General features: G+C 67.0%; 25 protein-coding genes and 1 tRNA gene. 18 read left to right on the forward strand and 8 right to left on the reverse strand.

Annotation, left to right across the window (positions count from 1 at the left end; translation table 11 throughout):
* The first annotated feature begins 213 nt into the window (after nt 1–213).
* A complete protein-coding gene (locus ACFQGD_RS14725; RefSeq protein WP_390221059.1) occupies nt 214–1329 on the forward strand; it encodes a tyrosine-type recombinase/integrase in 1116 nt (371 codons plus the stop codon).
* Nucleotides 1330–1392: 63 nt separating this feature from the next.
* Here the strand turns inward: ACFQGD_RS14725 and ACFQGD_RS14730 are convergent.
* Nucleotides 1393–1466, reverse strand: a tRNA-Leu gene (locus ACFQGD_RS14730).
* 168 nt (nt 1467–1634) lie between these two features.
* On the opposite strand from ACFQGD_RS14730, the gene ACFQGD_RS14735 reads away from it, so the two are divergent.
* The 5 genes from ACFQGD_RS14735 (at nt 1635) to ACFQGD_RS14755 (ending at nt 6510) form a co-directional block, all read left to right on the forward strand.
* Nucleotides 1635–2249 carry an ANTAR domain-containing response regulator gene (locus ACFQGD_RS14735; protein ID WP_345398576.1) on the forward strand — a complete coding sequence of 205 codons (615 nt, stop codon included), beginning with the start codon at nt 1635–1637 and terminating at the stop codon, nt 2247–2249.
* 254 nt (nt 2250–2503) lie between these two features.
* Nucleotides 2504–3886, forward strand: coding sequence for a branched-chain amino acid ABC transporter permease (locus tag ACFQGD_RS14740; RefSeq protein WP_345398579.1), 1383 nt, complete (start codon nt 2504–2506; stop codon nt 3884–3886).
* Nucleotides 3887–3894: 8 nt separating this feature from the next.
* Complete coding sequence (locus ACFQGD_RS14745; protein WP_345398582.1) at nt 3895–4881, forward strand: branched-chain amino acid ABC transporter permease; 987 nt, start codon at nt 3895–3897, stop codon at nt 4879–4881.
* Nucleotides 4871–5722: an ABC transporter ATP-binding protein gene (locus ACFQGD_RS14750; protein ID WP_345398585.1), complete on the forward strand. Its 852-nt coding sequence runs from the start codon at nt 4871–4873 to the stop codon at nt 5720–5722. The genes ACFQGD_RS14745 and ACFQGD_RS14750 overlap by 11 nt, the downstream gene beginning before the upstream one ends.
* Complete coding sequence (locus ACFQGD_RS14755) at nt 5719–6510, forward strand: ABC transporter ATP-binding protein (protein ID WP_345398588.1); 792 nt, start codon at nt 5719–5721, stop codon at nt 6508–6510. The genes ACFQGD_RS14750 and ACFQGD_RS14755 overlap by 4 nt, the downstream gene beginning before the upstream one ends.
* Before the next feature lie 334 nt (nt 6511–6844).
* Here the strand turns inward: ACFQGD_RS14755 and ACFQGD_RS14760 are convergent, their stop codons facing one another.
* Together ACFQGD_RS14760 and ACFQGD_RS14765 are read right to left on the reverse strand one after the other, a co-directional pair.
* The gene (locus ACFQGD_RS14760) at nt 6845–8107 is read right to left on the reverse strand and encodes an ABC transporter substrate-binding protein (protein ID WP_345398591.1); all 1263 of its coding nucleotides are present in this window, start codon (nt 8105–8107) and stop codon (nt 6845–6847) included.
* Nucleotides 8108–8353: 246 nt separating this feature from the next.
* Nucleotides 8354–8776 (reverse strand): hotdog fold thioesterase, encoded by a 423-nt coding sequence (locus ACFQGD_RS14765; RefSeq protein WP_345398594.1) that lies wholly within the window; start codon nt 8774–8776, stop codon nt 8354–8356.
* Nucleotides 8777–8857: 81 nt separating this feature from the next.
* On the opposite strand from ACFQGD_RS14765, the gene polA reads away from it, so the two are divergent.
* Both polA and ACFQGD_RS14775 read left to right on the forward strand, forming a co-directional pair.
* Nucleotides 8858–11554, forward strand: a complete 2697-nt coding sequence (gene polA, locus ACFQGD_RS14770; RefSeq protein ID WP_345398597.1) for a DNA polymerase I — start codon at nt 8858–8860, stop codon at nt 11552–11554.
* Between the two features lie 97 nt (nt 11555–11651).
* Complete coding sequence (locus ACFQGD_RS14775; protein WP_345398599.1) at nt 11652–12218, forward strand: Rossmann-fold NAD(P)-binding domain-containing protein; 567 nt, start codon at nt 11652–11654, stop codon at nt 12216–12218.
* A gap of 41 nt (nt 12219–12259) precedes the next feature.
* On the opposite strand, the gene ACFQGD_RS14780 is transcribed toward ACFQGD_RS14775, so the two are convergent.
* Nucleotides 12260–13195 (reverse strand): GNAT family N-acetyltransferase, encoded by a 936-nt coding sequence (locus tag ACFQGD_RS14780; protein ID WP_345398602.1) that lies wholly within the window; start codon nt 13193–13195, stop codon nt 12260–12262.
* A complete protein-coding gene (locus tag ACFQGD_RS14785; RefSeq protein WP_345398605.1) occupies nt 13196–14023 on the reverse strand; it encodes a class I SAM-dependent methyltransferase in 828 nt (275 codons plus the stop codon).
* A gap of 254 nt (nt 14024–14277) precedes the next feature.
* Between ACFQGD_RS14785 and rpsA the strand changes: the two genes are divergently transcribed.
* From rpsA to coaE, 3 genes are all read left to right on the forward strand, one after another.
* Nucleotides 14278–15792, forward strand: a complete 1515-nt coding sequence (gene rpsA, locus ACFQGD_RS14790) for a 30S ribosomal protein S1 (protein WP_345398608.1) — start codon at nt 14278–14280, stop codon at nt 15790–15792.
* Between the two features lie 202 nt (nt 15793–15994).
* Nucleotides 15995–16210, forward strand: coding sequence for a hypothetical protein (locus tag ACFQGD_RS14795; RefSeq protein WP_345398611.1), 216 nt, complete (start codon nt 15995–15997; stop codon nt 16208–16210).
* A 171-nt stretch (nt 16211–16381) separates the two neighbouring features.
* A complete protein-coding gene (gene coaE, locus ACFQGD_RS14800; RefSeq protein WP_345398614.1) occupies nt 16382–17548 on the forward strand; it encodes a dephospho-CoA kinase in 1167 nt (388 codons plus the stop codon).
* 61 nt (nt 17549–17609) lie between these two features.
* On the opposite strand, the gene lepB is transcribed toward coaE, so the two are convergent.
* Nucleotides 17610–18224 (reverse strand): signal peptidase I, encoded by a 615-nt coding sequence (gene lepB, locus ACFQGD_RS14805; protein WP_345398617.1) that lies wholly within the window; start codon nt 18222–18224, stop codon nt 17610–17612.
* A 478-nt stretch (nt 18225–18702) separates the two neighbouring features.
* On the opposite strand from lepB, the gene ACFQGD_RS14810 reads away from it, so the two are divergent.
* The 6 genes from ACFQGD_RS14810 to ACFQGD_RS14835 all read left to right on the forward strand — a co-directional run bounded on the left by ACFQGD_RS14810 (nt 18703) and on the right by ACFQGD_RS14835 (nt 22507).
* On the forward strand, nt 18703–19347 hold the full coding sequence (locus ACFQGD_RS14810) for a DUF6230 family protein (RefSeq protein ID WP_345398620.1): 645 nt from the start codon (nt 18703–18705) through the stop codon (nt 19345–19347).
* A gap of 111 nt (nt 19348–19458) precedes the next feature.
* Nucleotides 19459–19953 carry a DUF6114 domain-containing protein gene (locus ACFQGD_RS14815; RefSeq protein WP_345398623.1) on the forward strand — a complete coding sequence of 165 codons (495 nt, stop codon included), beginning with the start codon at nt 19459–19461 and terminating at the stop codon, nt 19951–19953.
* Between the two features lie 13 nt (nt 19954–19966).
* Nucleotides 19967–20704, forward strand: a complete 738-nt coding sequence (locus ACFQGD_RS14820; RefSeq protein WP_345398625.1) for a DUF6230 family protein — start codon at nt 19967–19969, stop codon at nt 20702–20704.
* 17 nt (nt 20705–20721) lie between these two features.
* Entirely contained in the window at nt 20722–21162 is a 441-nt protein-coding gene (locus ACFQGD_RS14825; RefSeq protein ID WP_345398628.1) for a DUF6114 domain-containing protein, read from the forward strand.
* Entirely contained in the window at nt 21159–21800 is a 642-nt protein-coding gene (locus ACFQGD_RS14830) for a hypothetical protein (protein ID WP_345398631.1), read from the forward strand. The genes ACFQGD_RS14825 and ACFQGD_RS14830 overlap by 4 nt, the downstream gene beginning before the upstream one ends.
* Entirely contained in the window at nt 21800–22507 is a 708-nt protein-coding gene (locus tag ACFQGD_RS14835; protein WP_345398633.1) for a DUF6230 family protein, read from the forward strand. The genes ACFQGD_RS14830 and ACFQGD_RS14835 overlap by 1 nt, the downstream gene beginning before the upstream one ends.
* Nucleotides 22508–22546: 39 nt before the next feature.
* Here the strand turns inward: ACFQGD_RS14835 and ACFQGD_RS14840 are convergent, their stop codons facing one another.
* Together ACFQGD_RS14840 and ACFQGD_RS14845 are read right to left on the reverse strand one after the other, a co-directional pair.
* The gene (locus ACFQGD_RS14840) at nt 22547–23347 is read right to left on the reverse strand and encodes a class I SAM-dependent methyltransferase (RefSeq protein WP_345398636.1); all 801 of its coding nucleotides are present in this window, start codon (nt 23345–23347) and stop codon (nt 22547–22549) included.
* Between the two features lie 56 nt (nt 23348–23403).
* Complete coding sequence (locus ACFQGD_RS14845) at nt 23404–23913, reverse strand: ribonuclease FAU-1 family protein (RefSeq protein WP_345398639.1); 510 nt, start codon at nt 23911–23913, stop codon at nt 23404–23406.
* 67 nt (nt 23914–23980) lie between these two features.
* On the opposite strand from ACFQGD_RS14845, the gene uvrB reads away from it, so the two are divergent.
* Nucleotides 23981–26140 carry an excinuclease ABC subunit UvrB gene (gene uvrB / locus ACFQGD_RS14850; protein ID WP_345398642.1) on the forward strand — a complete coding sequence of 720 codons (2160 nt, stop codon included), beginning with the start codon at nt 23981–23983 and terminating at the stop codon, nt 26138–26140.
* The last annotated feature ends 36 nt before the right edge of the window (nt 26141–26176 follow it).

Here is a 26176-nt window from a genome sequence, read left to right on the forward strand (position 1 = left end):
CTCGCGGACAGCTTCCGCTCGCAACTCGTGGCTGCACAGAATCGCGGAGAGGCGTTTCGTGTTGCCGACGGGCTGCCAGTTTCTATGAGTCGCGAGTTGAACGACCAGAGCTGGTTCGAGTTCGCCCAAAGCTATGTGGATATGAAGTGGCCTCGCGCGGCGGCGAAGTCCCGGTCGGGGAATGCGGACGCGCTTGCGTCAGCCACTTTCGCGATGCTCGCGACTGATCGTGGACGCCCCGCCGATCGGGTGCTGCGACGGGCGATGACGGGGTGGGCGTTCAACCCCAGGCGTCGTGCCACCGCGAAGCCAGCGGACGTCGAGCGAGCGCTGAAGTGGCTCGCCTCGAACACAGAGCCGGTGAGTCGGCTCGATGATCCGGCAAGGTTGCGACTGGTGCTTGACCAACTCGCCGTGAAGATGGACGGCAAGCCAGCAGCCGCCAAGACGTTCTCCAGAAAAAGGGCAGTCATATACAACGCTGTCGAGTACGGAGTGGAGCAAGGCCTGGTGGCTGAGAACCGGTTGGCGAAGGTCAAGTGGACGGCTCCCAAACAGGTCAGGGCTATCGACACGCGCGTTGTCATCAACCCTCGCCAAGCAAGCGAACTTCTCGCTGGCGTCGAGGCGCAGCAGATGCCCGGTCAGCCTCGCCGATCGTCGGGGCCGAGACTTGTCGCGTTCTTCGCCGCCATGTACTACTCCGCTCTGCGGCCGGAAGAAGCGGCGATGCTGTCCAAACAGGATCTTGACCTGCCGGAAGTTGGTTGGGGCAAACTGTTGCTCTCGCAGACGGCGCCGATCGCCGGGGGAGCGTGGACAGACTCCGGGCAGCGGCGAGACCGCCGTCAACTGAAGCAGCGTGGCGTCGGTGAGGTCCGATCGGTGCCGTGTCCGCCTCCGTTGACAGCCTTGCTGCACCAACACCTTGAGAAGTTCGGTACGGCCGCGGACGGCCGTCTGTTCCGCAACCTCACCGGAGGCGACCTCGCGGAATCAACCATCGCGCGCGTCTGGGACCGCGCACGCAAAGCCGCGCTGTCGGCAGATGAGTACGTATCGGTGCTTGCGCGACGACCGTATGACTTGCGCCATGCGTGCGTATCGACCTGGCTAGCGGCAGGTGTCCCGTCCACACAGATCGCGGAGTGGGCGGGTCACTCGGTGGCGGTTCTCCATCAGGTCTACGCGAAGGTCATCGCTGGCCAGGAGTCGACGGCACTCGCGCGTATCGGTGAGGCTCTCGGGCTCGACAGCGAGGACAGCGGGGCCGCGAATGGGCCGCAGAACGCCGGGGACAGCCGCACAGAGCCGGGTAGTTCCGGGTAAGACGCGACCGGCCCCTTCACCGTTGGTGCTGGTGAAGGGGCCGGTCAGCGGGTGTTTTGGGGGTGCCCCCGGTGAGACTCGAACTCACACTGGACGGGTTTTGAATCCGCTGCCTCTGCCAATTGGGCTACGGGGGCCGGGTGTGGTCCTGACTTTACGCGATGGCCGTCACCAGCCGAGAACCAGGTCGGGGCAGCCGGTGCGGGGTGGGTCACTCTTGGTGAAGACCGTTCCGCGTGGTGGGCGCGCTGCCGGTAGTCTTGCCCGGTAGCCATCGCACTCGATCAGGTACGCAGGAGGACCCGGTGACAGAACCGGCTGCCGCGCAAGAGCAGGTCGACGAGACGGCTCGGCGTCGCGTGCTCGTCGCCGAGGACGAGGCCCTGATCCGGCTCGATCTCGTTGAGATGCTCCGCGAGGAGGGCTACGCGGTGGTCGGTGAAGCCGCCGATGGTGAGCAGGCCGTCTCGATGGCGGAGGAGTTGCGTCCCGATCTCGTCATCCTGGACGTCAAGATGCCCAAGATGGACGGTATCGACGCCGCCGCGAAGATCACCGGTGACCGGATCGCTCCCGTCGTCATCCTGACCGCGTTCAGCCAGCGCGACCTCGTCATGCGCGCGCGCGACGCGGGCACCATGGCCTATCTGGTCAAGCCCTTCGCCAAACGCGACTTGGTTCCCGCCATCGAGCTCGCGGTCAGCCGGTTCTCGGAACTGCAGGCGCTGGAGGCCGAAGTCGCCGGGCTGGCCGACCGGTTGGAGACCCGCAAGGTCATCGACAGGGCCAAGGGGCTGTTGATGACCAGTCAGGGGCTCACGGAACCGGACGCCTTCCGCTGGATCCAGCGAACCGCGATGGACCGCAGAACGACCATGAAGGCCGTCGCGGAAGCTGTCGTCGAGAGCATCGGGCAGTAGCCCTTCCCGCCATGACGAGGCGCCGTGACCGCTGGTCACGGCGCGTGTAGGCGGCGGGACGCGAGAGATCAACTCGATCGGTCGATCGCTTATGGGGTGGTCCCCGGCTAAACGGTCACGATGTGGAAACATGCTGCCGCAGTTGCTGGGCAATAGGGGGTAGTCCAGTTACGTTCAGCGACCGGAAACGTGATGATCGATGGATGGAGTGATCCGCCGTCCATCAAATGGACCACTGGAGACAGGACCTGTCTGTGACTACACGAAGCATGCTTGCGCGTGCGCTCGGTGTGTTGGTCATGATCGTTTTCGCGATCATGCTGCCAACCGCATCGGCCGCGGCGCAGGACGGGGAGTCGGTGCACGGCACCGTCCGTGATCCAGGTGGTGATCCCGTGAAGGGCGTCTCCATCTCGGTCACCCAGGACGGCGCCGAGGTCGGCAGCACGTCGACCGACGCTGACGGCGCCTGGCGGATCGAGGTTCCCGAACCTGGCACGTACCAGGTGGAACTCGACCTCGCTACGCTGCCGGACGGCGTTGTGCCCAGGGAACGCGGCGGCGAAGTCGTCGAGGTCACCGTCGACGAGGGTGATGCCCAGCCGGTGATCTTGCCCTTGGTGGAAGAAGGCGAGCAGGTCGCGCCGGGCGGCTCGGACGGCCAAGAAGCCGAGGAGACGCCGGCGCCACCCGCTGATACCGACGAGCCAACACCAGGTGAGACCGGAGTCGCCCCCGCGGCGGGCGCGTCGTTCTTCGACCGGTTCATCCAGACGCTGGTGAACGGCATCCAATACGGTGCCGTCATCGCCATCAGCGCGATCGGCCTCTCGCTGGTGTTCGGCACCACCCGGCTCATCAACTTCGCGCACGGCGAGCTGGTCACCTTCGGCGCTGTGGTCGCGTTGTTCTTCCACGTCGTCGGTCCTGGAATGCCGCTCATCCTCGCGGCCGTGCTCGCCGTCCTCGCGGGTGGCCTCCTCGGCGGGGTCCTGGAACGCGGGCTATGGCGACCGTTGCGGAACCGCGGTACCGGCCGAATCAACCTGTTCATCATCTCGATTGGCCTCGCCCTGTTCCTCCGGCACATCATCCTGGCCTTGCAGGGGTCGCGCCCGGAGTCCTACATCGACTTCAACCTCCAGCAGAGCTGGGATCTCGGCCTGTTCTCGATCACGCCGCGAGACCTGTCGATCGTCCTCATCTCGGTGGCCGTGCTGCTCGGTGTGGCGTTCATGCTGCAGCGGACCAGAATCGGCACCGCGATTCGCGCCGTCTCGGACAACCGCGACCTCGCCTCGTCGTCCGGCATCAACGTCAACCAGGTCATCATGGTGGTCTGGGTCCTGGGTGGCGGCCTCGCGGCGCTTGGTGGCGTGCTTTTCGGTCTGGCGCAGGTCGTGCACTGGGAGATGGGCTTCAAGCTGTTGCTGCTGATGTTCGCCGGCATCATCCTCGGCGGCCTAGGCAGCGCGTACGGCGCCATGGTCGGCAGTTTCGTCGTCGGCATCGTCTCGCACCTCTCGACCCTGTGGTTCCCGGCCGAGCTGCAGAACGCGTGGGCGTTGCTGGTGTTGATCATCGTGTTGCTCTTCCGACCACAAGGCATTCTCGGCCGAAAAGAAAGGGTCGGGTGAGGTAGACCATGGACTTCGCAGCGATCCTGACAACCGCGGTTACCGCCGCGATCGGACCTGTCGCGGCCTCGTACGCCCTCGCGGCGATCGGCCTCAACATTCATTTCGGTTACACCGGCCTGCTGAACTTCGGTCAGGTCGGCTTCATGCTCGTCGGCGGCTACGGCATCGCCATCTCGGTATCGATCCTCGGCTGGTCGATGTGGGTCGGCGTGCTCGTTGGCATCATCTGCGCCATCGTGCTCGCGCTGATCCTCGGTTTTCCAACACTGCGGCTGCGCTCGGACTACCTCGCGATCGCCACGATCGCGGCAGGCGAAATCTTACGTCTGTTCTACATGTCGAGCTACGCCGAGCCGGTCACCGGCGGCGTCTACGGACTCCAGCAGTTCGCGGATGAGTTCTACGACCTCAACCCGTTCCCACCGGACCGTTACGAGCTGGGTCCGCTGACGTTCGGGGCGCCTGACCTGTGGATCATGATCGTCGGCTGGGGCTTGGTCGCCCTTGGCGTCATCTTCGTCTACCTGCTGATCCACAGCCCGTGGGGCCGTATCATCCGCTCGATCCGCGAGGACGAGGAAGCGGCGCGCAGCCTCGGCAAGAACGTGTACTGGTACAAGATGCAAGCCCTGATCCTGGGCGGTGTCATCGGTGCGCTCGGCGGCATGGTGATGGTCATCAACACCCAATCCGCCAGCGCGAACAGCTTCGACCCCGTCGTCACATTCTTCCTCTACACCCTGCTCGTGCTGGGTGGTGCTGGTCGTGTGTTCGGACCAGTGCTCGGGGCCGTGTTGTTCTGGTTCATCGTGATCGGATTCGACGCGCTGTTGCGGTCGATGATCGCCGAGGGTCTTCTCCCGTTCCTCGACCCGGGAGACATCGGTGCCATCCGACTCTCGCTGGTCGGACTTGGCCTGCTGCTCTTGATGGTGTACCGGCCGCAAGGAATCCTGGGTCGTAGGGAAGAGATGGTGCTCGATGCCCGATGACGTGAAGACAAGCGCATTCGACGGCGTCGTCGCGGAACCCGGCGTCGCCAAGCCAGACCCGATCCTGGTCGCCGACGGCGTCACCCGTCGGTTCGGTGGCCTGCACGCGGTCAACGTCGGCCACCTCGAGGTGCAGCGGGGTGCGATCACCGCGCTGATCGGCCCGAACGGGGCGGGGAAGACGACGTTCTTCAACCTGTTGACCGGGTTCGACCGCGCCGGATCCGGGAGGTGGCGGTTCGACGGCGACGAGATGTCGCGGATGTCCGCCTACCGGGTCGCCCGGCACGGCATGGTGCGGACCTTCCAGCTCACCAAGGCGCTCGCGCGGCTGACGGTGCTGGAGAACATGCTGCTCGGCGCCACGGAGCAGCGCGGTGAGCGGATGTTCAACGCGCTGCTGCGCCCGGTGTGGGGCGGTCAGGAGAAGGCGAACACGGCTCGCGCTGAGGAACTGCTCGAACGGTTCAAGCTCATCCACCTCAAGGACGCCTTCGCGGGCACCCTCTCGGGTGGTCAGCGCAAGCTGCTTGAGATGGCCCGCGCCCTGATGGTGCAGCCCAAGATGATCATGTTGGACGAGCCGATGGCGGGTGTGAACCCCGCGTTGGTGCAGTCCCTGCTGCAGCACATCATCGACCTGCGCGACGAGGGCATGACCGTGTGCTTCGTCGAGCACGACATGGACATGGTGATGGGCATCAGCGACTGGATCGTCTGCCTTGCCGAAGGCGAGATCATCGCCGAGGGGCGGCCGAACGAGATCGGCGCCAACCGTGCCGTCATCGACGCCTACCTCGGCAAGGAGCACGGGACGGCACCGGCGGAGGAGACATCATGAGCACAGAGGAACCGACACCGACTGGCGGTTCGTCGCAGCAGGGTGAGGCACCCGCCGCGAAGGAGCCGCCGATCCTGGTCGCGGAGGAGATCGTCGCGGGCTACCTGCCCGAGATCAACGTCCTCAACGGCTGCAACCTCGAACTCACCCCCAACGAGATCGTCGGCATCATCGGCCCGAATGGCGCCGGGAAGTCGACGCTGGTCAAGGCGATGTTCGGCCTGGTGCCGATCCGTTCTGGCTCGGTGCGTGCCCGGGGTGATGACATCACCAATGCCTCCGCTCACACCCTGGTGGCGAAGGGAATCGGGTACGTGCCGCAGCGGGACAACGTCTTCGCGACCCTCACGGTCGAGGAGAACCTGCGGATGGGCACGTTCCTGAAACCCAAGGAGTTCGAGCGCCGGTTCGAGTGGGTCGCGGGGCTGTTCCCGCGCCTCGCCGAGCGGCGCAAGCAGCGCGCGGGCTCGATGTCCGGTGGTGAGCGGCAGATGCTCGCTATGGGCAGGGTACTGATGGCCGAGCCGGAGATCCTGTTCCTCGACGAGCCGTCCGCCGGGCTCTCGCCCGCGCTGCAGGACCAGGTGTTCGAGCAGGTCAAGAAGATCAACGAGACCGGTGTGTCGATCGTCATGGTCGAGCAGAACGCCCGGCGTTGCCTGCAGATCTGCGACCACGGCTACGTGCTCGACCAGGGCCGCAACGCCCACTCGGGCACTGGTCAGGAGCTGCTGCACGACCAGAAGGTGATCGAGACCTACCTGGGCACGCTCGCCAAGGTGGCCTGACGTCACGCTACGAACGGTCGGGATCGACGTCGTCGGTCCCGACCGTTCTGCTGTGCGGGGGACCATCTGCCGACCGGCAGGCTGCCCACTGGAAGTTGATCACGTCTACTCGCGTTGTTGTTCGCCGAACCGGACAAAACCGGACATACTCGCGCAACACCGCGAGTAGAGGCGATCAACTTCTCGGGAACCGCGCCGGACCGAGCTCTGGCGGCCGGATCCTGGCGGCAAGACGTCTTAGCGTACCGGCGGCGGGACGCCAATCCCCGAACACACGTATGGGGCTGGCCCGCTAGCGGACCAGCCCCATACGCCGTGCGGTTAAGCGCGCCGCTTACTCCAGCGTGCTCGTCTTGGTGTCCAGGGTCTCGAGCTCACCCTCGTCGTTGTAGCCGTACACCTCGATCGACGCCTGGCCCGGCTCGCCCGCTTCGCTGAAGTCCAGCGGACCGCTCTTGCCGTCGTAGTCGATGTCGGTGCCGTCGGCGATCAGCTGCTTGCACTCCTCGAAGTCGGTGCACTTCTCGCCGTCCTTGGTGACGCCGTTCATCTCCGGTGCGAAGTCACCCGGGTCGGCGCTGCCCGCTTGCTCCGCGGCCAGCGCGATGGTGACGACGCAGTCGTAGACCTGCGGCGCGAACTGGAGCTCTTCGAGGTCAGGCTTGAACTCCTGCAGTGCCTCGTTGAACTCCTGGCTGTCCGCCGAAGCCGGAGCGGTGCCCTTCATGCCGGACAGCTTGCCGGGCGCGCCCTTGGAGACCAGGTTGGCCAGGTCGGTGTTGCGCAGACCGTCCGCGCCGTACACGCCCTTGTTGTCCGGGCCGATACCCGCCTCGATCATGCCCTGCAGGATCTGAGTGGCCTCCTCGAAGCCGATCACCACGGCGGCGTCGGCGTTGGCCTGCTTGATCTTCTGCACGACCGGCTCGAAGTTGGTCGCCTTCGGGTCGTAGGTCTCGGTGAGCTCGACCGTGGCGCCGTTCTCCTCGAGTGCCTGTGCCGTCGCGTCCATGAGGCCCTTGCCGTAGTCGTCGGCACGGGCGACGAGCGCGACGCTGCTGTGGCCATCGCCGACGATCGTCTCGGCGAGGACCGGCCCCTGCAGCACGTCGCTCGGCGCGGTGCGGAAGTAGAAGCCACCGTCGTCGTAGTCGGTGAACGTCGGCGCGGTGTTCGAGCCGGAGCACTGCACGACGCCCGATCCAGTGATCTTGTCGATGATCGCAAGCGACATGCCGGACGCCGCGGCGCCGATCACGGCGCTGACGTCCTCGCCGAGCACCTGGTCCGCCGACTGCACGGCGATCGCTTCCTGGCCAGCCTCGTCACGACCGACGACAGCGGGAACGTCGTTGCCGAGGACACCGCCCGCTTCGTTGATCCGTTCGATGGCGAACTCGGTCGCCGCGATCTGCGGGTCACCAAGAAATGCGAGCTGACCGGTCTCCGGCAGGACGTAACCCAGTTTCAACGTGCCGCCGCCGTTGCCGCCGTCACCGCCGCCACCGGTGTCGTCGTCAGACGCGCATGCGGTGAGCGCCAGGCTGGCGGCTCCCGCGAGCGCGATGCCCTTCAAGAGGGACTTGGATCGAGCCATAGTTTGTCTCCTCGATACGCCTACGTGCTTCTTCGACCGCGTAGGTCGTCCCCACACGTTTGATGTGGCTGGGAACCTAGCGCACTGTATTTTGCGCGCAAGCGACAATGAGTCACCGCGAAATCTCGTTGTCGCTTCGTGATCTGAATCGAGGCCAACTGGGCTACTGAAGCCCTTTCGGGTGGTGTTGTCGCTAGCTTGTCAAGATCACCAAAGGATATCTCACAGCGCCGTTACCGGCATGTTTTAACCGCCGGATGGTGCGTCACGCACGACGCAGGTGAGCCGCGCGGTGCAGGAACGCTTGCCTGATTCGTCCGTGATGATGATCTCGCTGGTGATCGTGCCCCTGCCGACATGCACCGGCGTCGCGACGCCGGTGACGAGGCCACTGCGCACGCCCCTGTGGTGGGTGCACGAGAGCTCAAGGCCGAGCGCCAGCCTGCCCTCACCCGCGTTGAGTGCGGCGGAGATCGAGCCCAGCGTTTCCGCGAGCGCGGCGTTCGCCCCGCCGTGGAGCAGCCCGTATGGCTGCAGGTTGCCCTTGACCGGCATGGTCGCCACAACGCGTTCCGGGGCGGCCTCGGTGATGACGAGGCCGAGCTTGTCGTTGAGTTGCTGGTCAACGAAGGCGGGGTCGATGGTGTAGTCGGCGATCAAGTTGCTCATGCTCGGCTCGGTCAACGTCTGGTTCCTCCTCCACGGGACACACTCGTCAGGGTGTCGGTCCTCCAGCCTAGACTCGCGGCCGTGAGCCCTACCGAGAACACCAGTACCAAGCCGCGCCTGCTCCTCATCGACGGACACTCCATGGCCTACCGCGCCTTCTACGCGGTGCCCGCCGACCGGTTCCGTACCACCACGGGGCAGGTCACGAACGCGGTCTTCGGGTTCACCTCGATGCTGATCAACCTGCTGCGTGACGAGCAGCCGACACACCTCGCGGTCGCGTTCGACGTCTCGCGCAAGACGTTCCGCTCCGAGGCGTTCGCTGATTACAAGGCCACCCGCACCACGACACCGGATGATTTCAAGGGCCAGGTCTCGCTGATCACTGACATCCTCGAGGTGCTCAACATCCCTGTCCTGCGAAAAGAGGGGTACGAGGCCGACGACATCATCGCCACGCTGGCCACCCAGGCGCGCGAGCTGTCCTACGACGTGCTGATCTGTACTGGCGACAGGGATGCGTTGCAGCTGGTGTGCGACGAGGTCACGGTGCTGTACCCGCGCAAGGGGGTGTCCGATCTGATGCGCTTCGACCCGGCCGCCGTCCAAGCCAAATACGGGCTGTCTCCTGAGCAGTACCCGGACTTCGCCGCGCTGCGCGGCGACCCGTCGGACAATCTCCCTGGCATCCCTGGCGTCGGGGAGAAGACCGCGACCAAGTGGATCGCCCAGTATGGCTCGCTCGGAGAGCTCGTCGACCGCGTCGACGAGGTCAAGGGCAAGGTGGGTGACGCGCTCCGTGCCCACATCGAGAGCGTGCTGCTGAACCGGCAGCTCACCGAGCTGGTGCGTGACGTCGATCTGGAGTCGACGCCGGCCGACCTCGCGTTGCGCACCTGGGACCGCGACGCGGTGCACCGGCTGTTCGACGAGCTGGAGTTCCGGGTGCTGCGGGACCGCCTGTTCGAGTCCCTGAGCAGCGCGGAGCCCGAGGCCGACCAGGGCTTCGACGTGCGTGGCGGCAAGGTCGAGCCGGGCGCGCTCGCGGGGTGGCTGACCGAGCACGCCCGGGGAACCGAAGCGACGGCGTTCGCGGCGCGCACCACCGGAGCGTCGATCACCGCCGACGTGGTCTCACTGGCGCTCGCCGCACCCGATGGCGAGGGCTGCTACCTCGACGTCACCGAGTTGACTCCCGCTGACGAGCAGGCGCTCGCCGACTGGCTCGCCGACGCGGACGCGACCAAAGTCAGCCACGCGTGCAAGACGGCGCTGCACGCGTTCCGCGCGCGTGGCTGGCGTGTCGCCGGACTGTCCTCCGACACCGAGCTGGCGGCGTACCTGGTGCGACCGGGGCAGCGGTCGTTCTCGCTGGACGACCTGGTGCTGCGCTACCTCGGCAGGGAGCTGCGCTCCGACAGCGGCGATGGGCAGCTGTCACTACTTGACGAGGGCGATGGCGAGGATCAGCTGATCGCGGCCGAGCTGCTGAAGGCACGCGCCATCGCCGAGCTGGCGTCCGTGCTGCACGATGAGGTCGCCGCGATCGGTGCCACGAACCTGCTCGACACCATGGAAATGCCGCTGTTCCTGGTGATCGACGAGCTGGAGTCGGCGGGCATCGCGGTCGACGTCGAGCAGCTCACGGCGCTGGAGGCGCACTACGGCGACCGAGTCAAGCGCGCGGCCGAGGAGGCCTACGCCGTCATCGGCAAGCAAATCAACCTCGGCTCGCCGAAGCAGCTGCAGGTGGTGCTGTTCGACGAGCTGCAGATGCCGAAGACGAAGCGCACCAAGACCGGCTACACGACCGACGCCGACGCGCTCCAGACGTTGTACGAGAAGACCGAGCATCCGTTCCTGCAGCACCTGCTGGAACACCGGGACGCGATGCGGTTGAAGGTGACCGTGGAGGGCCTGCTGCGGTCGGTCGCCGCCGACGGGCGGATTCACACGACGTTGCAGCAGACCGTCGCGGCCACCGGCAGGCTGTCGTCGACCGAGCCGAACCTGCAGAACATTCCGATCCGCACCGAGGAAGGACGTCGCATCCGCGACGCCTTCGTCGTCGGCGATGGCTACGCCGAGCTGATGACCGCCGACTACAGCCAGATCGAGATGCGGATCATGGCGCACCTGTCGGAGGATGCCGAGCTGATCGAGGCGTTCCAGTCCGGCTTCGACTTCCACGCGGCGACGGCGGCGCGAGTGTTCGGCGTCGAGCCCGAGGACGTGTCGGGGGAGCAGCGCGCCAAGATCAAGGCGATGAACTACGGCCTGGCGTACGGGCTGTCGGCGTACGGGCTGTCGCAGCAGCTGCGGATCTCCACCGGCGAGGCGCGCGAGCTGATGGACGAGTACTTCGCCCGGTTCGGGGGAGTGCGCGACTACCTGCAGTCGGTCGTCGTCGAGGCGGGCAAGGTCGGCTACACCGAGACGATCTTCGGGCGGCGTCGCTACCTGCCCGACCTGGCCAGCGACAACCGGCAGCGCCGTGAGATGGCCGAGCGGATGGCGCTCAACGCACCGATCCAGGGCAGCGCCGCCGACATCATCAAGGTGGCGATGCTCAAGGTCCACAAGGCTCTCGCCGCCGAGCAACTGCGCAGCCGGGTGCTGCTGCAGGTGCACGATGAGCTGGTGATCGAAGTGGCCGAGGGCGAGCGTGACGTCCTCGAGCCCCTGGTCCGCAAGGAAATGGGCGCGGCCTACGAGCTGGCGGTGCCGCTGGAGGTGTCGGTCGGCTACGGCCGGTCGTGGAACGACGCGGCGCACTGACTGGCTCCCCGCCAGCCAGGTGACCTCGGCCGCGGCGTGCCGCCTATCGGGCGACAAGCGGCTACGACGCGGGGCCGTGCGCCGGTACCGTTTCGTTATGTCCTCTCATCGAGCGCTGGTTCTCGGTGGTACCGGCATGCTGTCCGGGGTGTCTGGGTGGCTCGCGGGGCAGGGCTGGCATGTCGTGGTGCCGAGCAGGAGGTACTGCCCGATCCCGGTGGATGACGACGCCGACGATGCCGCCGACGCCGCTGGCGCGTCGCGCGGTCGGGTGCGTTGGGTCGAGGCGCGTTGGGAGCGCCCTGAGCGGCTCGCCCAGGACGCGGCTCGTGCGCTGGGCGGGCCCGCCGACCTGCTGGTGTCCTGGGTGCACTCGACGTACCGGGTGCCGGTTCTGAACGAGGTCGCAGGCTTACTTACCGAGGACGCGCCGGTGGTAGAGGTCCATGGCAGGTCGGTGCCGTCAAGGGAACTCGAGCCCGCGTTGTCCGGGCATCCGACGCAACGCGTCGTGCTGGGCTACGTGCGGGAGGGCACCAGTACCCGCTGGCTCACCCACGCGGAGATCGTCGACGGCGTGTTGGTCGCCGTTCGCAGGGCGCTCACGGACCGTCCGCGCACCGAACACCACGTCGGGGAGACCGCCCCACGCCCGGTGCACTGATTGACGCTTTTCACCGCGTTGGGAGCGGCGAAAAGCGTCGTTCACCGCAGCAGCGCGGCGGGCTTGCACACCCACTTCGTCCAAAGCGGGCGATACCCCTTGCGCGGCCAGAACACCGCCGACAGGGGGTTGGCCAAGTCGTAGAACAGGAACACGCCGCGCTCGGTGTCGGCGTCGAGTATCTGATGGGCAGCGTCGACCAGCGCGGTGCCCACTCCCGTGCCTCGCGCGTCGGACGACACGGACAGCGTGCCGATGTAGCCCCACTGTCCTGGGGGCAACCGGTGCTGAATCCAGGTACCTCGCGCTGCCCGGGCCACACCGCAATCGGCGGCGCCGACCGCGACTCCGTCCGATTCCGCGAGCAGCACGCGGCCGCTGAAGTACACCGATCGCCGCATGCTCGTCGTGATCAGTTCGGTGGCGTTGTCCCGCATCGTCCCGCCGATCACGCGCAGTGAGTAGCTCAGCTCCTCATGTTGCAACGCCACAAGTTCGTCTAGATCGGACAGTGTCGCCCCGCGCACGGCGACACTGTCCGACGCAGGGGATGTTCCGGCGCTCTGGCGGTGAGCGCGCACCGCCAGCACGCTCAGTGGCACGAACCCGTGCCGAAACAGCGCGGGCGCGACGTCGACGTCCCTGCTCGGCCAGTACAGCTCCACCGCCGTGTCGGTGCCCGACAACTCCTCGGCCGCCACCTCGGCGTCGAACCAGCGGCGCAGTCCGTCGAGCGCCGCCGCCATTCCCTCGGCGCCGGTGTCGCCAAGCAGCGGAGTCGCCTCCCACACCACGCGTGGCATCCAGAGGCTCTGCACCGTGTTGGTGTCGTAGACGGCGTGGTAGACACCGCACTCCACGGCGTCGCCATCCGGCAGTCGTGCGGTGATGGTCGGGTCCGCCAGCGGGGCGGGCACCGGTAGCGCGGGGTCGAGTTCCGCCCACCGCCGCGCCTGGGCGTCGGCGAGGTGTTCCATTCAGTCTCTCCGGCAGCGGAAGATCGCGGTCCCCGGGAACAGCTTGCCGCGCAGCGGGCTCCACTGCCCCCACACCCGAGTGTGGCCGTCGGGCCACTCCGGTTCGATCAGGTCGTCCAGTGTGAACCCCGCGGCGCGCAGCGCGCGGATGTAGTCGCCGAGCGTGCGGTGATACTCGACGTAGCTGGCGCTATCCGCGTCGTCGACCTCGACGTATGGCGTCCGATCGAAGTATGACTGGGTAACGGTCAATCCGGCTGGGCCGGGATCGTCCGGAAAGATCCACCGCATTGGGTGAGTGACGGCGAAGACCCACCGTCCGCCGGGCCGCAGCACCCGGTGCACCTCGCCGAACACCGCGTCCAGCGACGGGACGAACGGCACCGCGCCGAACGCCGAGCACGCGACGTCGAAGCCGCTATCCGCCAGCGGTAGCCGTTCGGCGTTGGCTCGCAGCAGCGCGGGGTGCAGACCGGTCCGGGCGTTGGCCGCGACACCGTGCGTGAGCATGCCCTCGGAGAGATCGACGCCGACGACCCGCGCGCCCCGCGTGAGCAGCCAGCGCGCGCACGGTGCCGATCCGCACCCGATCTCGAGGACGTCGGTGCCATCGACGTCTTCAAGCAGTCTCGCCGCCTGCTCGGTAAGTCCTTCGGGGCACCACACGAAGTCGGCGTCGCCGAGGAAATCGCCGTGTTCGGCGTGGTAGTCGTCGGCGTCGGCATCCCAGGATGCGCGGTTGGCGGCCTCGGCCTCCGCCGAGCCGACGGCGCGGTGTGCCACCCGCGCCACACCTGCGGATGTCGTTCCCGATGGCTGCGCTGTCACTGTCCTCCTGCTCGGGGGTGGGACCCTGGTTTGTGCTGCTGCGAAACGGCCGCGTAGGATGCATCTAGCGCAGTGGGTTTGCGCTGCCTTGCGCCCAGTCAAGATCCGCTGGGGTCGGGTCGCGCACCGTTTGCGGTGATGTCGGCGACCATCCGCGTCCGGACGTTCGCACTCTACCGCTTGGCCACCACCGCGCGTGCAGAACTGAGAACGTGTCCAACCCACAACAATCCATTACCGGAGCCACCCACCTAATGTCCACCGACACCACCACCGCCCCGACTGCGACCGCGCAGCTCACTCAAGTCGCCGTCAATGACATCGGGTCGGAGGAAGACTTCCTCGCCGCCATCGACAAGACGATCAAGTACTTCAACGACGGCGATATCGTTGAAGGCACCATCGTCAAGGTCGATCGGGACGAGGTCCTGCTCGACATCGGCTACAAGACCGAGGGCGTCATCCCCTCGCGAGAACTGTCCATCAAGCACGATGTCGACCCGGCAGAGGTTGTCACCGTCGGCGATGAGGTCGAGGCTCTCGTTCTCCAGAAGGAGGACAAGGAAGGCCGGCTGATCCTCTCCAAGAAGCGCGCCCAGTACGAGCGCGCATGGGGCACCATCGAGGAGCTCAAGGAGAAGGACGAGCCCGTCTCCGGGACGGTCATCGAGGTCGTCAAGGGTGGGCTCATCCTCGACATCGGCCTTCGTGGCTTCCTGCCAGCCTCGCTGGTGGAGATGCGCCGCGTGCGTGACCTGCAGCCGTACGTCGGCCGTGAGCTCGAAGCCAAGATCATCGAACTGGACAAGAACCGCAACAACGTGGTGCTGTCCCGTCGCGCTTACCTCGAGCAGACCCAGTCCGAGGTACGCAGCGAGTTCCTCAACGCGCTCGCCAAGGGGCAGGTCCGCAAGGGCGTCGTGTCCTCCATCGTCAACTTCGGCGCGTTCGTCGACCTCGGCGGCGTTGACGGTCTGGTGCACGTCTCCGAGTTGTCCTGGAAGCACATCGACCACCCGAGCGAGGTCGTGCAGGTCGGCGACGAGGTCACCGTCGAGGTGCTCGACGTCGACATGGACCGCGAGCGCGTGTCGCTGTCGCTGAAGGCGACGCAGGAAGACCCGTGGCGTCAGTTCGCTCGCACCCACGCCATCGGCCAGATCGTGCCGGGCAAGGTCACCAAGTTGGTGCCGTTCGGCGCGTTCGTCCGCGTCGAGGACGGCATCGAGGGCCTGGTGCACATCTCCGAGCTCGCCGAGCGCCACGTCGAGCTGCCGGAGCAGGTCGTTCAGGTCAACGGCGAGGTCATGGTCAAGGTCATCGACATCGACCTTGAGCGTCGCCGCATCTCGCTGTCGCTGAAGCAGGCCAACGAGGGCTTCACCCCGGACGCCGACTTCGACCCGACGCAGTACGGCATGGTCGCCGAGTACGACGAGCAGGGCAACTACATCTACCCCGAGGGCTTCGACCCCGACACGCAGGAGTGGCAGGAAGGCTACGAGAAGCAGCGTGAGGAGTGGGAGAAGCAGTACGCCGAGGCTCACGTGCGCTACGAGAAGCACATGAAGCAGGTCGCCGAGGCCATCAAGGCCAACGCGGAGGCCGCTGCGACCGGCGCTGGTGCGCCTGACCCGAACGAGGGGCAGACCACCTCCTCCGGTGGCGAGCAGAACTACAGCAGTACCGGTTCCGCCGGTTCCAGCGGCACGCTCGCCAGCGACGCGCAGCTCGCCGCGCTGCGGGAGAAGCTCTCCGGCGGTCAGTAAGCCGTAGGCTTTGGGAAGGCCCGTCGCGTTTCATGCGCGGTGGGCCTTCTGCTATGTCCAGACGACACGCGCATCCGCTCGACGAACATGCCCCGATTAGGGCCGTTATCGAACTGTAGGGTGACACGCCGCGTGTCTGCATGTCTTGACTCACATCTGTGCGTACTGTTTGTCGGCAGTCAATCGCCCACATGGAGGACCGATGCAAGCAAAGCACATCGGGAGGCACCGGCTCGGGACGCCGGGGCTTGTGCACTGCGTCGAACATCGTCCGGTGGCCGAGGCGCTCGCGGAGTTCCGGCGCAGCTGGTTCGCTGCGCTACTGGTCCCTGCCAAGCACAGCCTTGCTGGGCTGCGCCGCAGGACTCGTGCGTCGACCGCGCACGAGCGCGTCTTGGCATCGGCCGCGTCCGCGTAGCACGGTCGCGATGGCGTGTGGGGGCACACGCCTGCGGCTGTTGAACGCGGCACGACCGGCGCTCCCCGGTTGGCCCGCACTCGTGGGGGACGCGAGTGCGGGCCACCGAGTGGCCCGTCACGCTGCTGGGGTGGCGGTGTCGACCCGTGTGGCGGCTGCTTGAATGGCGGCATGCTGCGCGTGGGACTGACTGGGGGCATCGGGGCTGGCAAATCGACGGTAGCGAGCAGACTCGAGGAACACGGTGCGCTCCTCATCGATGCCGACGCCATCGCGCGCGAGGTGGTCGAACCGGGCACGCCGGGGCTCGCCGCGATCGTCGCGGAGTTCGGTGACGAGGTGCTGGCCGAGGACGGTTCGCTGGACCGCCCCGCGATGGCGGAGCGCGTCTTCAACGACGAGGCGGCCCGTGGCAGGCTGAACGGCATCGTGCATCCGCTCGTCGGGGAACGCACGGCCGAACTCCTGAGCGGCGCCCCGGAGGACGCCATCGTGGTGCACGACGTGCCGCTGCTGGTGGAGAACCACCTGGCGCCGTCGTATCACCTGGTGTTGATCGTGAACGCGCCCGCGGACGTCCGAGTGCGTCGGTTGGCCGAGTCACGTGGCATGCCGGAGGCCGACGCCCGAGCTCGCATCGCGGCGCAGGCCGACGAGCAGCGACGTCGTGCGGTGGCCGACGTCTGGTTGGACAACAGCGGCTCGCCGGAGATGGTCCGAACGGAGGTCGACACGCTGTGGTCCGAGCGGCTGGTGCCGTTCGAAGCGAACGTGCGGCTGCGTCGTCCCGCGCCATGGAACCGGGAGCTGGTGGAGCATGACCCGGCGTGGCTGGACGCGGCGCGGCGCGCACTGGACCGGATCCGGCTGGTGGCAGGGGAGCGGGTAACGCGCGCGGATCACATCGGCGCGACCGCCGTGCCCGACGTGCCCGCCCGCGACGTCATCGACCTCCAGCTCGCCGTCCGCTCCGCCGACGACGTCGACACGCTCGGCCCGCTCCTCGCCGACGCGGGTTTCCCACCCGCCATGTCCCCTGCTCCTGACGCCGTGTCCCGTGCTCAGGACGTCGTGTGGCACGGTGGCGCCGATCCGGGGCGGCCGGTGGCATTGCGGGTCTTGGCCGATGACAACCCGTCGGCGCGGCGTGCGCTGCTGCTACGCGACTGGCTGCGCGCGGACAGCGACGCTAGGGCGGAGTACGCGCGCATCAAACGCGAGCACGCGGGTGTCTCCGGCGCCGACCACCCCCGCTACGCCGAGGCGAAGCAAACGTGGCTGAACGACGTCACCGCGAAGGCGGAGCGTTGGGCCGCTGAGACCGGCTGGACGCCATAAGCGCTGCCGTGAAGGGCATCTTCCTGGCGTCCGGTGCCAGGAAGATGCCCTTCACGGCACCTCACCCCGCGGGCACCAGCCGGAAGTCGCCGGACACACCGCCGACGCGCTCCAGCGGGTAAACCCGCAGCAGGATCTGGCCGACGTCGTCCGACCTCACCCAGCCGTAGATGCGGGAGTCGTCGGAGATCGCCGGATTGTCACCGAGTACGAAGTAGCTGCCGTCCGGCACTACCGCCCTGCGTTGTGCGCCCGAGGTGCCATCGCTGCCGCAGCAGCGGCGAACGTCGCCCCAGTTGTCCCGCCAGACTGGGGCCGCCACGCGCTGCCAGCCGTCGGCATCACGAGGCCGGACGAACACCTCCGCTCCGTCGTCGACCGGATCGATGCGGACCTCATCGCCGGGCAGGCCAATGACACGCTTGACGATGCGCGCGTTGTCGTGACGGAGGGCCACGATCTCGAAGCGTCCGACGTCGGACCCGTCGGAGAATGGGTCGACGAGAATGCGATCACCGTCGGACAACGTGGGAGTCATGCTGGTGCCTTTGACGTGAAAGGACAGCACGGCGGCGATCAGAACGGCGACGCCGAGTGTCACCACGATCGCGAGGACGGCGACCAACAGGACACGCGCGGGAGTGAGGCGCGCGGGAGTGGTGTCACGCTCTGCCACTGGCGATCCTTGTCTCGATGACGGCCTCATCGAGTTTACCGAGCGTCAACAGGGCAGGTTGGCCGGGTGCCAACGACCGTTTCGCCGAGAAGATACGGTTCGTTATCAAATAGTAACCTCTAACTCTCTGTGACGATCGTACCGAGCCGGGCAGGATGTAACTCGACAGTGTGATGGCCGTTGAGCTGGATCATGACGAGCTCCGGCCCGTTTACACGATCGTATGATGTACCTAGTCGTCAGTAACAAACTGTGACGCAGACGACAATTTGTGCGAAATGTTAAGTTAATGCGTCTATTGCATTGTTCGGTGGTGCGTGTCACTCTCCGTCGAGCCGCATGCCGTTACCCGGAGTACGGCGAGGCGACCTGAGTTCAGAGCGCGGATTGGGTCGTCGAGCCCGCCGGGGCACGGCAGGTGGTCGTTCCCACTGACTGGCGACATGCGCGCTGGTCATACCAACACGGGAGGTACTAGATGAGTGATATGACCATCGGCAGGACGCGCTGGGGCAGATTCTCAGCCGTCTTCGCCATCGCCGCGGTAGCCATCGTGGCGCTTGGTCTCGCTATCGCGAAGGGGCTGCTCGCGGCCTCCTTCAACGTCAACAATCAGCCGTTCCAGATTCAGTCCGCCGGACTGAACGGCTCCGGGTTCGGCGCGATCATGGATGACGTCACGAAGGACAACGCGGACGGCACCACTGATGGTCAGGCCGTGGCACGGGCCGGCTTCGAGACGGCGGACCTGGACGGCCTGTGCGCCGCGGTGCACCAGGACGTCCTCGGGCTGCCGTTCACGTTGCGGATCAGCGCGGGCGACCCGACCGACGGCGTCGCCGACATCAACGCGGGGGACTTGATCCTCGACGGTGAGTCGGTGCAAGCCGACGCGACGATGTCGTCACTGGCGCTCGGTAAGAGCGCGGACGACGTCGTGATGGGGTCCAGCACGCAGTCGCTCGGCGGTACGGCGGGCAACTTCGGTCTCCAGGCGTCGACGGCGAACCTGACCGGGCTGAACGCCAGTGCCTACGCCACCACGATCGCGGGCAGCATCCAGCTCAACGATCTGGCGCTCGGCATCGAATCGGGAACGAACAACTGCACCATCGTTCCGTAACGATTCCCCAGGTGGAGTTGGTGGCGGCGACTCGGCTGCCACCAACTCCCCACACCGGCAACTCCACTCACCTGGTGCGCATCTCATTGTACTGATCACGACGGAGGACCCATGTCTGCCGCGACACCGTCCGCCGAGCAGGTGGCTACACCTGCCGACACCACACCGCGGGACACGACCCACGCCGAGGCGCACGGCAGGCTCCGGCGCGCCTGGCGGTGGTTCGCACTGTTCCGCAGGACACGACCGTTCTGGGGATCGATCTGGCTCGGCATCGGTGGCTGGATCATCATGTCGCTGACGTTCGCCCCGTTGCAGGTCACGCTGGCGGCCGGGGTCGGCGGGATGTCTGGCTACATCCTTGGCGGCGGGATGCTGTTGTTCGCCTGCTTCGGCCTGTTCGCCCCGACGCAGCGGCAACTCGCCGGCCTGCTTGGCGTCGGATTCGCCATCGCTTCTCTCGTGCTATCCAACCTGGGCGGATTCGTAGTCGGGATGCTGCTCGGAGTGCTTGGTGGCGGCATGGTCTTCGCGTGGGGTCCGAAGCCGGAACATCCACGTCTGCGCCGGATCTTCCGGCGGGAACGGGCCGCTAATGCCGGGTAGGGGGAAACAGCACGTGAAATCAGGACGGCTGCGGCGCGCGCTCGGCGCGCCCGTACGCAAGGGCGGCGCCGCGCTCGGCGGCTGGAACCGCGAGATGCGCCGCACCGCACGGGACGACGTTCGGCGCGGCTCACGACCGCTACGCAGCATGGCGCTCGCGTTGCCCGCCGTCGGTGCCCTCGCCGGGATGGGTGTGGCGCTGTCCCAAGGGCTGCTCGCCGCGAACTTCATGGTGGTCGACAAGCCGTTCACCATCAAGTCCGACCAGGTCGTGGGCGGTGGGTTCGCGGCACTCATGCACGAGCGACTCAAGGACGACGGCGCGGACGGCGCCAGCGAGGGCATGGTCCGTGCCGGGTTCAAGTCGGCCAAATTGGACGGTCTGTGTGGGTACGTGCACCAGTCCATCGCGGGAGTGGACTACACGCTCAAAATCCGGGCGGGCGAGGTCGTGGATGGGACTCCGGAGGGCACCGATCCGGAGATCAACGCGTCCGACCTGATCCTGGAGGCGACCGCCGTCGACGGCACGAACAGCTCGTTCGCCGACATGTTCCTCGGCAAGTCCGCCGACGACGTCCAGATGGGGGGCACACCGCTCTCCGGCGGCACGGCGGGTGAGTTCGGACTTGAGGCGGGCACCGTCACGGTGGACGACCTCACCGCGTCCGCATACACGGTGGAGCTGATCGGCAGCATCGGCCTGCCGCAGTTGAAGCTGAACGTCGAGCTCGGCCAAAGCACGTGCTGAGTGAGCGAGGAGGCCTGATGACTGGCGTGATGACCAAGCGGATCTCGGCGGGATGGCGTTGGTTCGCCGACTTTCGGCGCACGCGGCCGTTCTGGGGCGGCCTATGGCTGATGCTCGGCGGCTGGGCGGTGATGCGGCTGACCGTCGCGCCGATCGAGGTCGTGCTCTCCGCTGGCGCGTCCGGCATCGCGGGATACTTGCTCGGCGGCGGCATGATGGGCCTCGCGTTGCTGGCGTGGTTTTCGCCGTCGCAGCGCACGGTGTGTGGGGTGCTCGGCACGGTGTTCGCGGTGGCGGCGTTCGTCGCCTCCAACCTCGGCGGGTTCCTCGTCGGCACGCTGCTCGGAGTGCTGGGCGGGACGATGATTTTCGGCTGGGGCCCGAAGCGGTCACGTCGTGAGGACCGTGGCGCCGCCGAGGTCGAGGGAACCGAGTCGCCGGTGGAGGCCGCCGCGTGAGACTGCCCCGCCGTCGCGCCGCGTGGCGGGTGCTGGCCGGGCTCGTGGTGCTGACCGTGCTTGGCGCGACCGCCATCGTGCCCGACCTCACCGACGCCCGCGCGCATGCCCAGACCGACTGCGTCGAGGACCCGAACATCGGATTCTGCGTGGTGCCGCAGTCGTACCGGATCTACTTCGGTGACGAGGATCCGCTCATCGACGACTACGAGTGGCACGCGTATTCCTTCACCGATCTGGGTACCACCACGATCACCCTGGCGGATGGTTCGACCACAACGGTGAACCACTACCGGTTCGAGCGGCTCGTCGTTGACGAGCATATCCTCATCCAGGAGTCGCGCGCCGACTACGGTGTCGACATCACCGCGCCAGGCCCGATCGAACTGGGCGGCACCAATGCCAACGGCGAGTACATGTGGACCGACGTCTGGGGCACTGACCTGGAGTTCCAGTGGGGGACCTGCGCGTTCACCTGGACCTGGGTGCCGGACAACATCGGGCTGGACATCTCCGGCTGCTGGTTGCGGATGAGCGCCTACGCGATCACCTCGTACAACCCCGATCCTGTGCCGGGAGAACGGGACAACCCGGTGTATCTGCCGGACGCGACGCTGCGGGTGACGGGCGGCACGTGATGGCGGAGCGCGACAGCACGTACGGGGGTACCCGGTGGGGCAGGTCGGCGGTGCTGGGCCTGCCCGCCCTGCTGATCACGGTGCTCCTCGGTGTCGGCGTGGCCCAAGGCGCGCTGGCCAGCCACGTCGTCATCCAGGGTAGGACGTTCGAACTCGCCACCAGTGGGCTCTACGGGGTGGACTTCGCGCTCGGCGTCGTCGAGAACCCCCGCAAGGTGCGGGCCGACGACGGCACCGTCAGTGTGGAGAACATCCGGCTCGCGCGGGTCGGTTTCGCGGAGGGGCAGCTCAACGAGCTGTGTGTCGCGGTGCATCAGACCGTCGCCGGGCAGGCGTTCACCATCAAGCTGCACGGCGGCGATGGCGATCTCGCGACGTGGGAGATCGACGCGCGTAACGTCGAACTGGACGGTCTCGAGGTCAAGGGCAACCTCACGCTCGACGGCGTGGTGAAATTCGGCATCACCGCGGAGGACACCACCACGGTCAAGAACGCCGACGGCAGCTATACCGACAACCCCCTTGAAGCCGACCCGACTCAGCACCGATTCGGCATCGACGCCACGTTCGCGGAGTTCAGCCGCATCACCGGAACGGTGTACGACATGGAGATCATCGGCCCGTTCGAGATGCCAGGGCTGAGCGTGTCGGTGGAGCCAGGAACGACGTCGTGTCCCGCGCCTGAGGCGCCGACGGCGTCGCCATGAAGGGCATCTTACTGGCGCCAGATGCCAGTAAGATGCCCTTCATGGCACCCGGCACAACACCTCCCCATGCAGGACGGCGAACCAGCCGCCTGGCTCATTCACCCAGGCGCGCCACGCCGCCGCCATTCGCTCCAGATCGGCGGCCGTCGCCAGGCCGTGCCGCGCGGTAGTCTCCGCGAACCGCGACCGCGTGACACGCTCCGCCCACAGCCCGCCCCACCAGGAGCGGGACTCCGGCGTTGCGTAGGTCCAGGTCGACGTCGTCGGCGTGACGTCGGTGAACCCGGCGTCCAACGCCCAGGACAGCAGACGTCGTCCGGCGTCGGGTTCGCCACCTTCCTCGCGGGCGGCGCGCCGGTACGCCGCCCGCCAGTCCGACATCCCTGGCGACTCCGGGTACCAGGTCATCGCGGCGTAGTCGGCGTCCCGCGCGGCTACGACCCCGCCCGGCGCGCAGACCCGCCGCATCTCCCGCAACGCCGCCACCGGGTCGGCCACGTGCTGCAACACCTGGTGGGCGTGCACAACGTCGAAAGCGCTGTCGGCGAACGGCAGCGTCGCCACATCGGCGTGCGCGAATCGGACGTTGCGCAGGTCCCGCTCGGCGCACAGCCGCGCGGCGGCGGCCAGCGCCTCCGTGGACGTCTCCACCGCCGTCACGTGCGCGACCAGCTCGGCCATGTCTGCCGTGATCGACCCCGGACCGCAGCCGACGTCCAGCACGGACGCTCCGGCGCGCAGCTCCGGCACCAGGTACGCGGCGGAGTCCTGGACGGTGCGCGTGCGATGGAACCGCAGCACCGACTCGTGGTGCCCGTGGACGTAGCCTGTCTCGCTCATCCGGCGAGGCTAGCACCAATGCTCTCAGAATGTAGGAAGATTTTCCCGAATCGTGGTCACCGTCGCCAGGTCAGCGCGACGCCGAGCGTCGTGAGCCAGCGGTGCAGGTCGTGGCCATGCCGGGCCAGGGCGTCGACCGTGTGGAACGCCGTCTCCAGCGCGAACAGTGTGTCCGCGTCGTCGATCAGCCCTGCGTGGCTCGCCGCCAGCAGCTCGTCGGCGTCAAGGACGGTGGCGTCCTTGCCGGTGCGCAGCACGATGTCCAGGTAGAGGTCGCGGGTGCGCCACTGCCGCTCGCCGCGTTCGACCCGTACGACGTCGAGGTAGAAGTCCTGATCCCGCTCGTGCCCCTCGTTGAACCAGAAGTCGGTCACCCGCAGCCCCTGCTCCGGCAGCAGCCACGACTCGATGTAGTGGAACTGGCGCCTGCCAGGCGCTGGTCGCGCCATGTACAGGCCGAACGGCTCGACGCGGAACTCCTCGACGTCGCGGGGGATCCGCTTCGGATCGGTGTTGCTCCTGGCGTCGAGGTCGAAGATCTCTACCTTGGGCGGATGGGCTGCCATGGCTTTCATGGTGCCGCAGTGAGCAGGCACGCGGCAGACTGTCGGTGGTCGCGCCTAGGCTGGAGACGTGGCTTTCGCAACCGAACACCCCGTGCTCGCGCAGTCCGAGTTCCGGCCCGTGAGCGACATCCCGCGCGCCGACGGCCGGTTCAAGGTCGTCAGCGACTACGAGCCCGCTGGTGACCAGCCCGAGGCCATCACGGAGCTGGATCGCAGGCTCAAGGCGGGGGAGAAGGACGTCGTGCTGCTCGGCGCCACCGGCACCGGCAAGTCGGCGACGACGGCGTGGCTGATCGAGCAGGTGCAGCGGCCCACGTTGGTCCTTGAGCCGAACAAGACGCTCGCCGCGCAGATGGCGAACGAGCTGCGGGACTTCTTCCCGAACAACGCCGTCGAGTACTTCGTCAGCTACTACGACTATTACCAGCCCGAGGCGTACGTCCCGCAGACCGACACCTACATCGAGAAGGACTCGTCGATCAACGACGACGTCGAGAGGCTGCGGCACTCCGCCACGATGAACCTGCTTTCCCGACGCGACGTCGTCGTGGTGGCCAGCGTGTCCTGTATTTACGGCCTAGGTACGCCGCAGTCGTACCTCGACCGGTCGGCGCGGCTGGCCGTCGGCGACGAGGTGGATCGCGACGAGTTCCTGCGCGCGCTGGTCGACGTCCAGTACGCCCGCAACGACCTGGCGTTCTCTCGGGGCACGTTCCGGGTGCGCGGCGACACCGTCGAGATCATCCCGGCCTACGAGGAGTTGGCCGTGCGGGTGGAGTTCTTCGGCGACGAGATCGACTCGCTGTACTACCTGCACCCGCTGACCGGTGAGGTCGTGCAGCAGCTCGATGAGGTGCGGATCTTCCCCGCGACCCACTACGTCGCCGGCCCCGAGCGGATGGAGAAGGCCATCCGCAACATCGAGGCCGAGCTGGAGGCGCGCCTCGCCGAGCTGGAGCGGCAGAACAAGCTGCTCGAGGCGCAGCGGCTGCGGATGCGCACGCAGTACGACATCGAGATGATGCGTCAGGTCGGGTTCTGCTCCGGGATCGAGAACTACTCGCGCTTCATGGACGACCGAGAGGCCGGGACCGCGCCCGCGACGCTGCTCGACTACTTCCCCGAGGACTTCCTGCTGGTCATCGACGAGTCACACGTAACGGTGCCGCAGATCGGCGGCATGTACGAGGGCGACATGTCCCGTAAGCGCACCTTGGTCGAGCACGGCTTCCGGCTGCCGAGCGCGCTGGACAACCGGCCGCTGCGCTGGGAGGAGTTCGCTGATCGCATCGGCCAGACGGTGTACCTGTCCGCCACGCCCGGTCCGTACGAGATGGGTCAGGCGGGCGGCGAGTTCGTCGAGCAGGTCATCCGCCCGACCGGGCTGGTCGACCCGAAGGTCGTGGTCAAACCGACCAAGGGGCAGATCGACGACCTGGTGCACGAGATCCGCACCCGCGCCGAGGCCGACGAGCGGGTGCTCGTCACCACGCTGACCAAGAAGATGGCCGAGGACCTCACGGACTACTTGCTGGAACTCGGCATTCGCGTGCGCTACCTGCACTCCGAAGTGGACACTCTTCGCCGGGTGGAGCTGCTGCGGCAGCTGCGCACCGGTGACTTCGACGTCCTGGTCGGCATCAATCTGCTGCGTGAGGGGCTCGACCTGCCCGAGGTGTCGCTGGTCGCGATCCTCGACGCCGACAAGGAAGGCTTCCTGCGCAGCGGCACGAGTTTGATCCAGACGATCGGTCGCGCCGCGCGGAACGTGTCCGGCGAGGTGCACATGTACGCGGACACGATGACCGACTCGATGCGGTACGCCATCGACGAGACGAACCGCAGGCGCGAGAAGCAGATCGCGTACAACTCCGAGCGCGGCATCGATCCGCAGCCGCTGCGGAAGAAGATCGCCGACATCCTCGACCGCGTCTACACCGAGGCTGACGACTCGGAGGAAACCGTCGAGGTCGGTGGGTCCGGGCGGAACGTGTCGCGTGGCAAGCAGCCGGAGCAGGGCGGTGGCGTCCGCAGTTCGGGCGTGCTGACGAACCAGGATCCGTCGTCCATGCCTCGTGCTGAGCTGGCTGACCTCATCGCGCAGATGACCGACCAGATGATGCAGGCCGCGCGGGACCTCCAGTTCGAGCTCGCGGCACGGTTGCGCGACGAGATCGCCGAGCTCAAACGCGAACTCCGTGGCATGGACGCCGCCGGCGTGGAGTAAGCGACCGCGAGTCCCGAGATCTGGTGCCGCGAGTCC

It is taken from the genome of Haloechinothrix salitolerans (assembly GCF_042662605.1).
Taxonomy (GTDB): domain Bacteria; phylum Actinomycetota; class Actinomycetes; order Mycobacteriales; family Pseudonocardiaceae; genus Haloechinothrix_A; species Haloechinothrix_A salitolerans.

Coding starts and splice junctions, on each gene's coding strand:
- ACFQGD_RS14840 (WP_345398636.1), bottom strand. CDS start 23,347: ATGAGCGAGACAGGCTACGTCCACGGGCACCACGAGTCGGTGCTGCGG.
- ACFQGD_RS14810 (WP_345398620.1), top strand. CDS start 18,703: ATGAGTGATATGACCATCGGCAGGACGCGCTGGGGCAGATTCTCAGCC.
- ACFQGD_RS14775 (WP_345398599.1), top strand. CDS start 11,652: ATGTCCTCTCATCGAGCGCTGGTTCTCGGTGGTACCGGCATGCTGTCC.
- ACFQGD_RS14780 (WP_345398602.1), bottom strand. CDS start 13,195: ATGGAACACCTCGCCGACGCCCAGGCGCGGCGGTGGGCGGAACTCGAC.
- ACFQGD_RS14815 (WP_345398623.1), top strand. CDS start 19,459: ATGTCTGCCGCGACACCGTCCGCCGAGCAGGTGGCTACACCTGCCGAC.
- ACFQGD_RS14760 (WP_345398591.1), bottom strand. CDS start 8,107: ATGGCTCGATCCAAGTCCCTCTTGAAGGGCATCGCGCTCGCGGGAGCC.
- ACFQGD_RS14725 (WP_390221059.1), top strand. CDS start 214: ATGCTCGCGACTGATCGTGGACGCCCCGCCGATCGGGTGCTGCGACGG.
- ACFQGD_RS14765 (WP_345398594.1), bottom strand. CDS start 8,776: ATGAGCAACTTGATCGCCGACTACACCATCGACCCCGCCTTCGTTGAC.
- ACFQGD_RS14835 (WP_345398633.1), top strand. CDS start 21,800: ATGGCGGAGCGCGACAGCACGTACGGGGGTACCCGGTGGGGCAGGTCG.
- ACFQGD_RS14845 (WP_345398639.1), bottom strand. CDS start 23,913: ATGGCAGCCCATCCGCCCAAGGTAGAGATCTTCGACCTCGACGCCAGG.
- coaE (WP_345398614.1), top strand. CDS start 16,382: ATGCTGCGCGTGGGACTGACTGGGGGCATCGGGGCTGGCAAATCGACG.
- ACFQGD_RS14750 (WP_345398585.1), top strand. CDS start 4,871: ATGCCCGATGACGTGAAGACAAGCGCATTCGACGGCGTCGTCGCGGAA.
- ACFQGD_RS14795 (WP_345398611.1), top strand. CDS start 15,995: ATGCAAGCAAAGCACATCGGGAGGCACCGGCTCGGGACGCCGGGGCTT.
- ACFQGD_RS14825 (WP_345398628.1), top strand. CDS start 20,722: ATGACTGGCGTGATGACCAAGCGGATCTCGGCGGGATGGCGTTGGTTC.
- ACFQGD_RS14755 (WP_345398588.1), top strand. CDS start 5,719: ATGAGCACAGAGGAACCGACACCGACTGGCGGTTCGTCGCAGCAGGGT.
- rpsA (WP_345398608.1), top strand. CDS start 14,278: ATGTCCACCGACACCACCACCGCCCCGACTGCGACCGCGCAGCTCACT.
- ACFQGD_RS14745 (WP_345398582.1), top strand. CDS start 3,895: ATGGACTTCGCAGCGATCCTGACAACCGCGGTTACCGCCGCGATCGGA.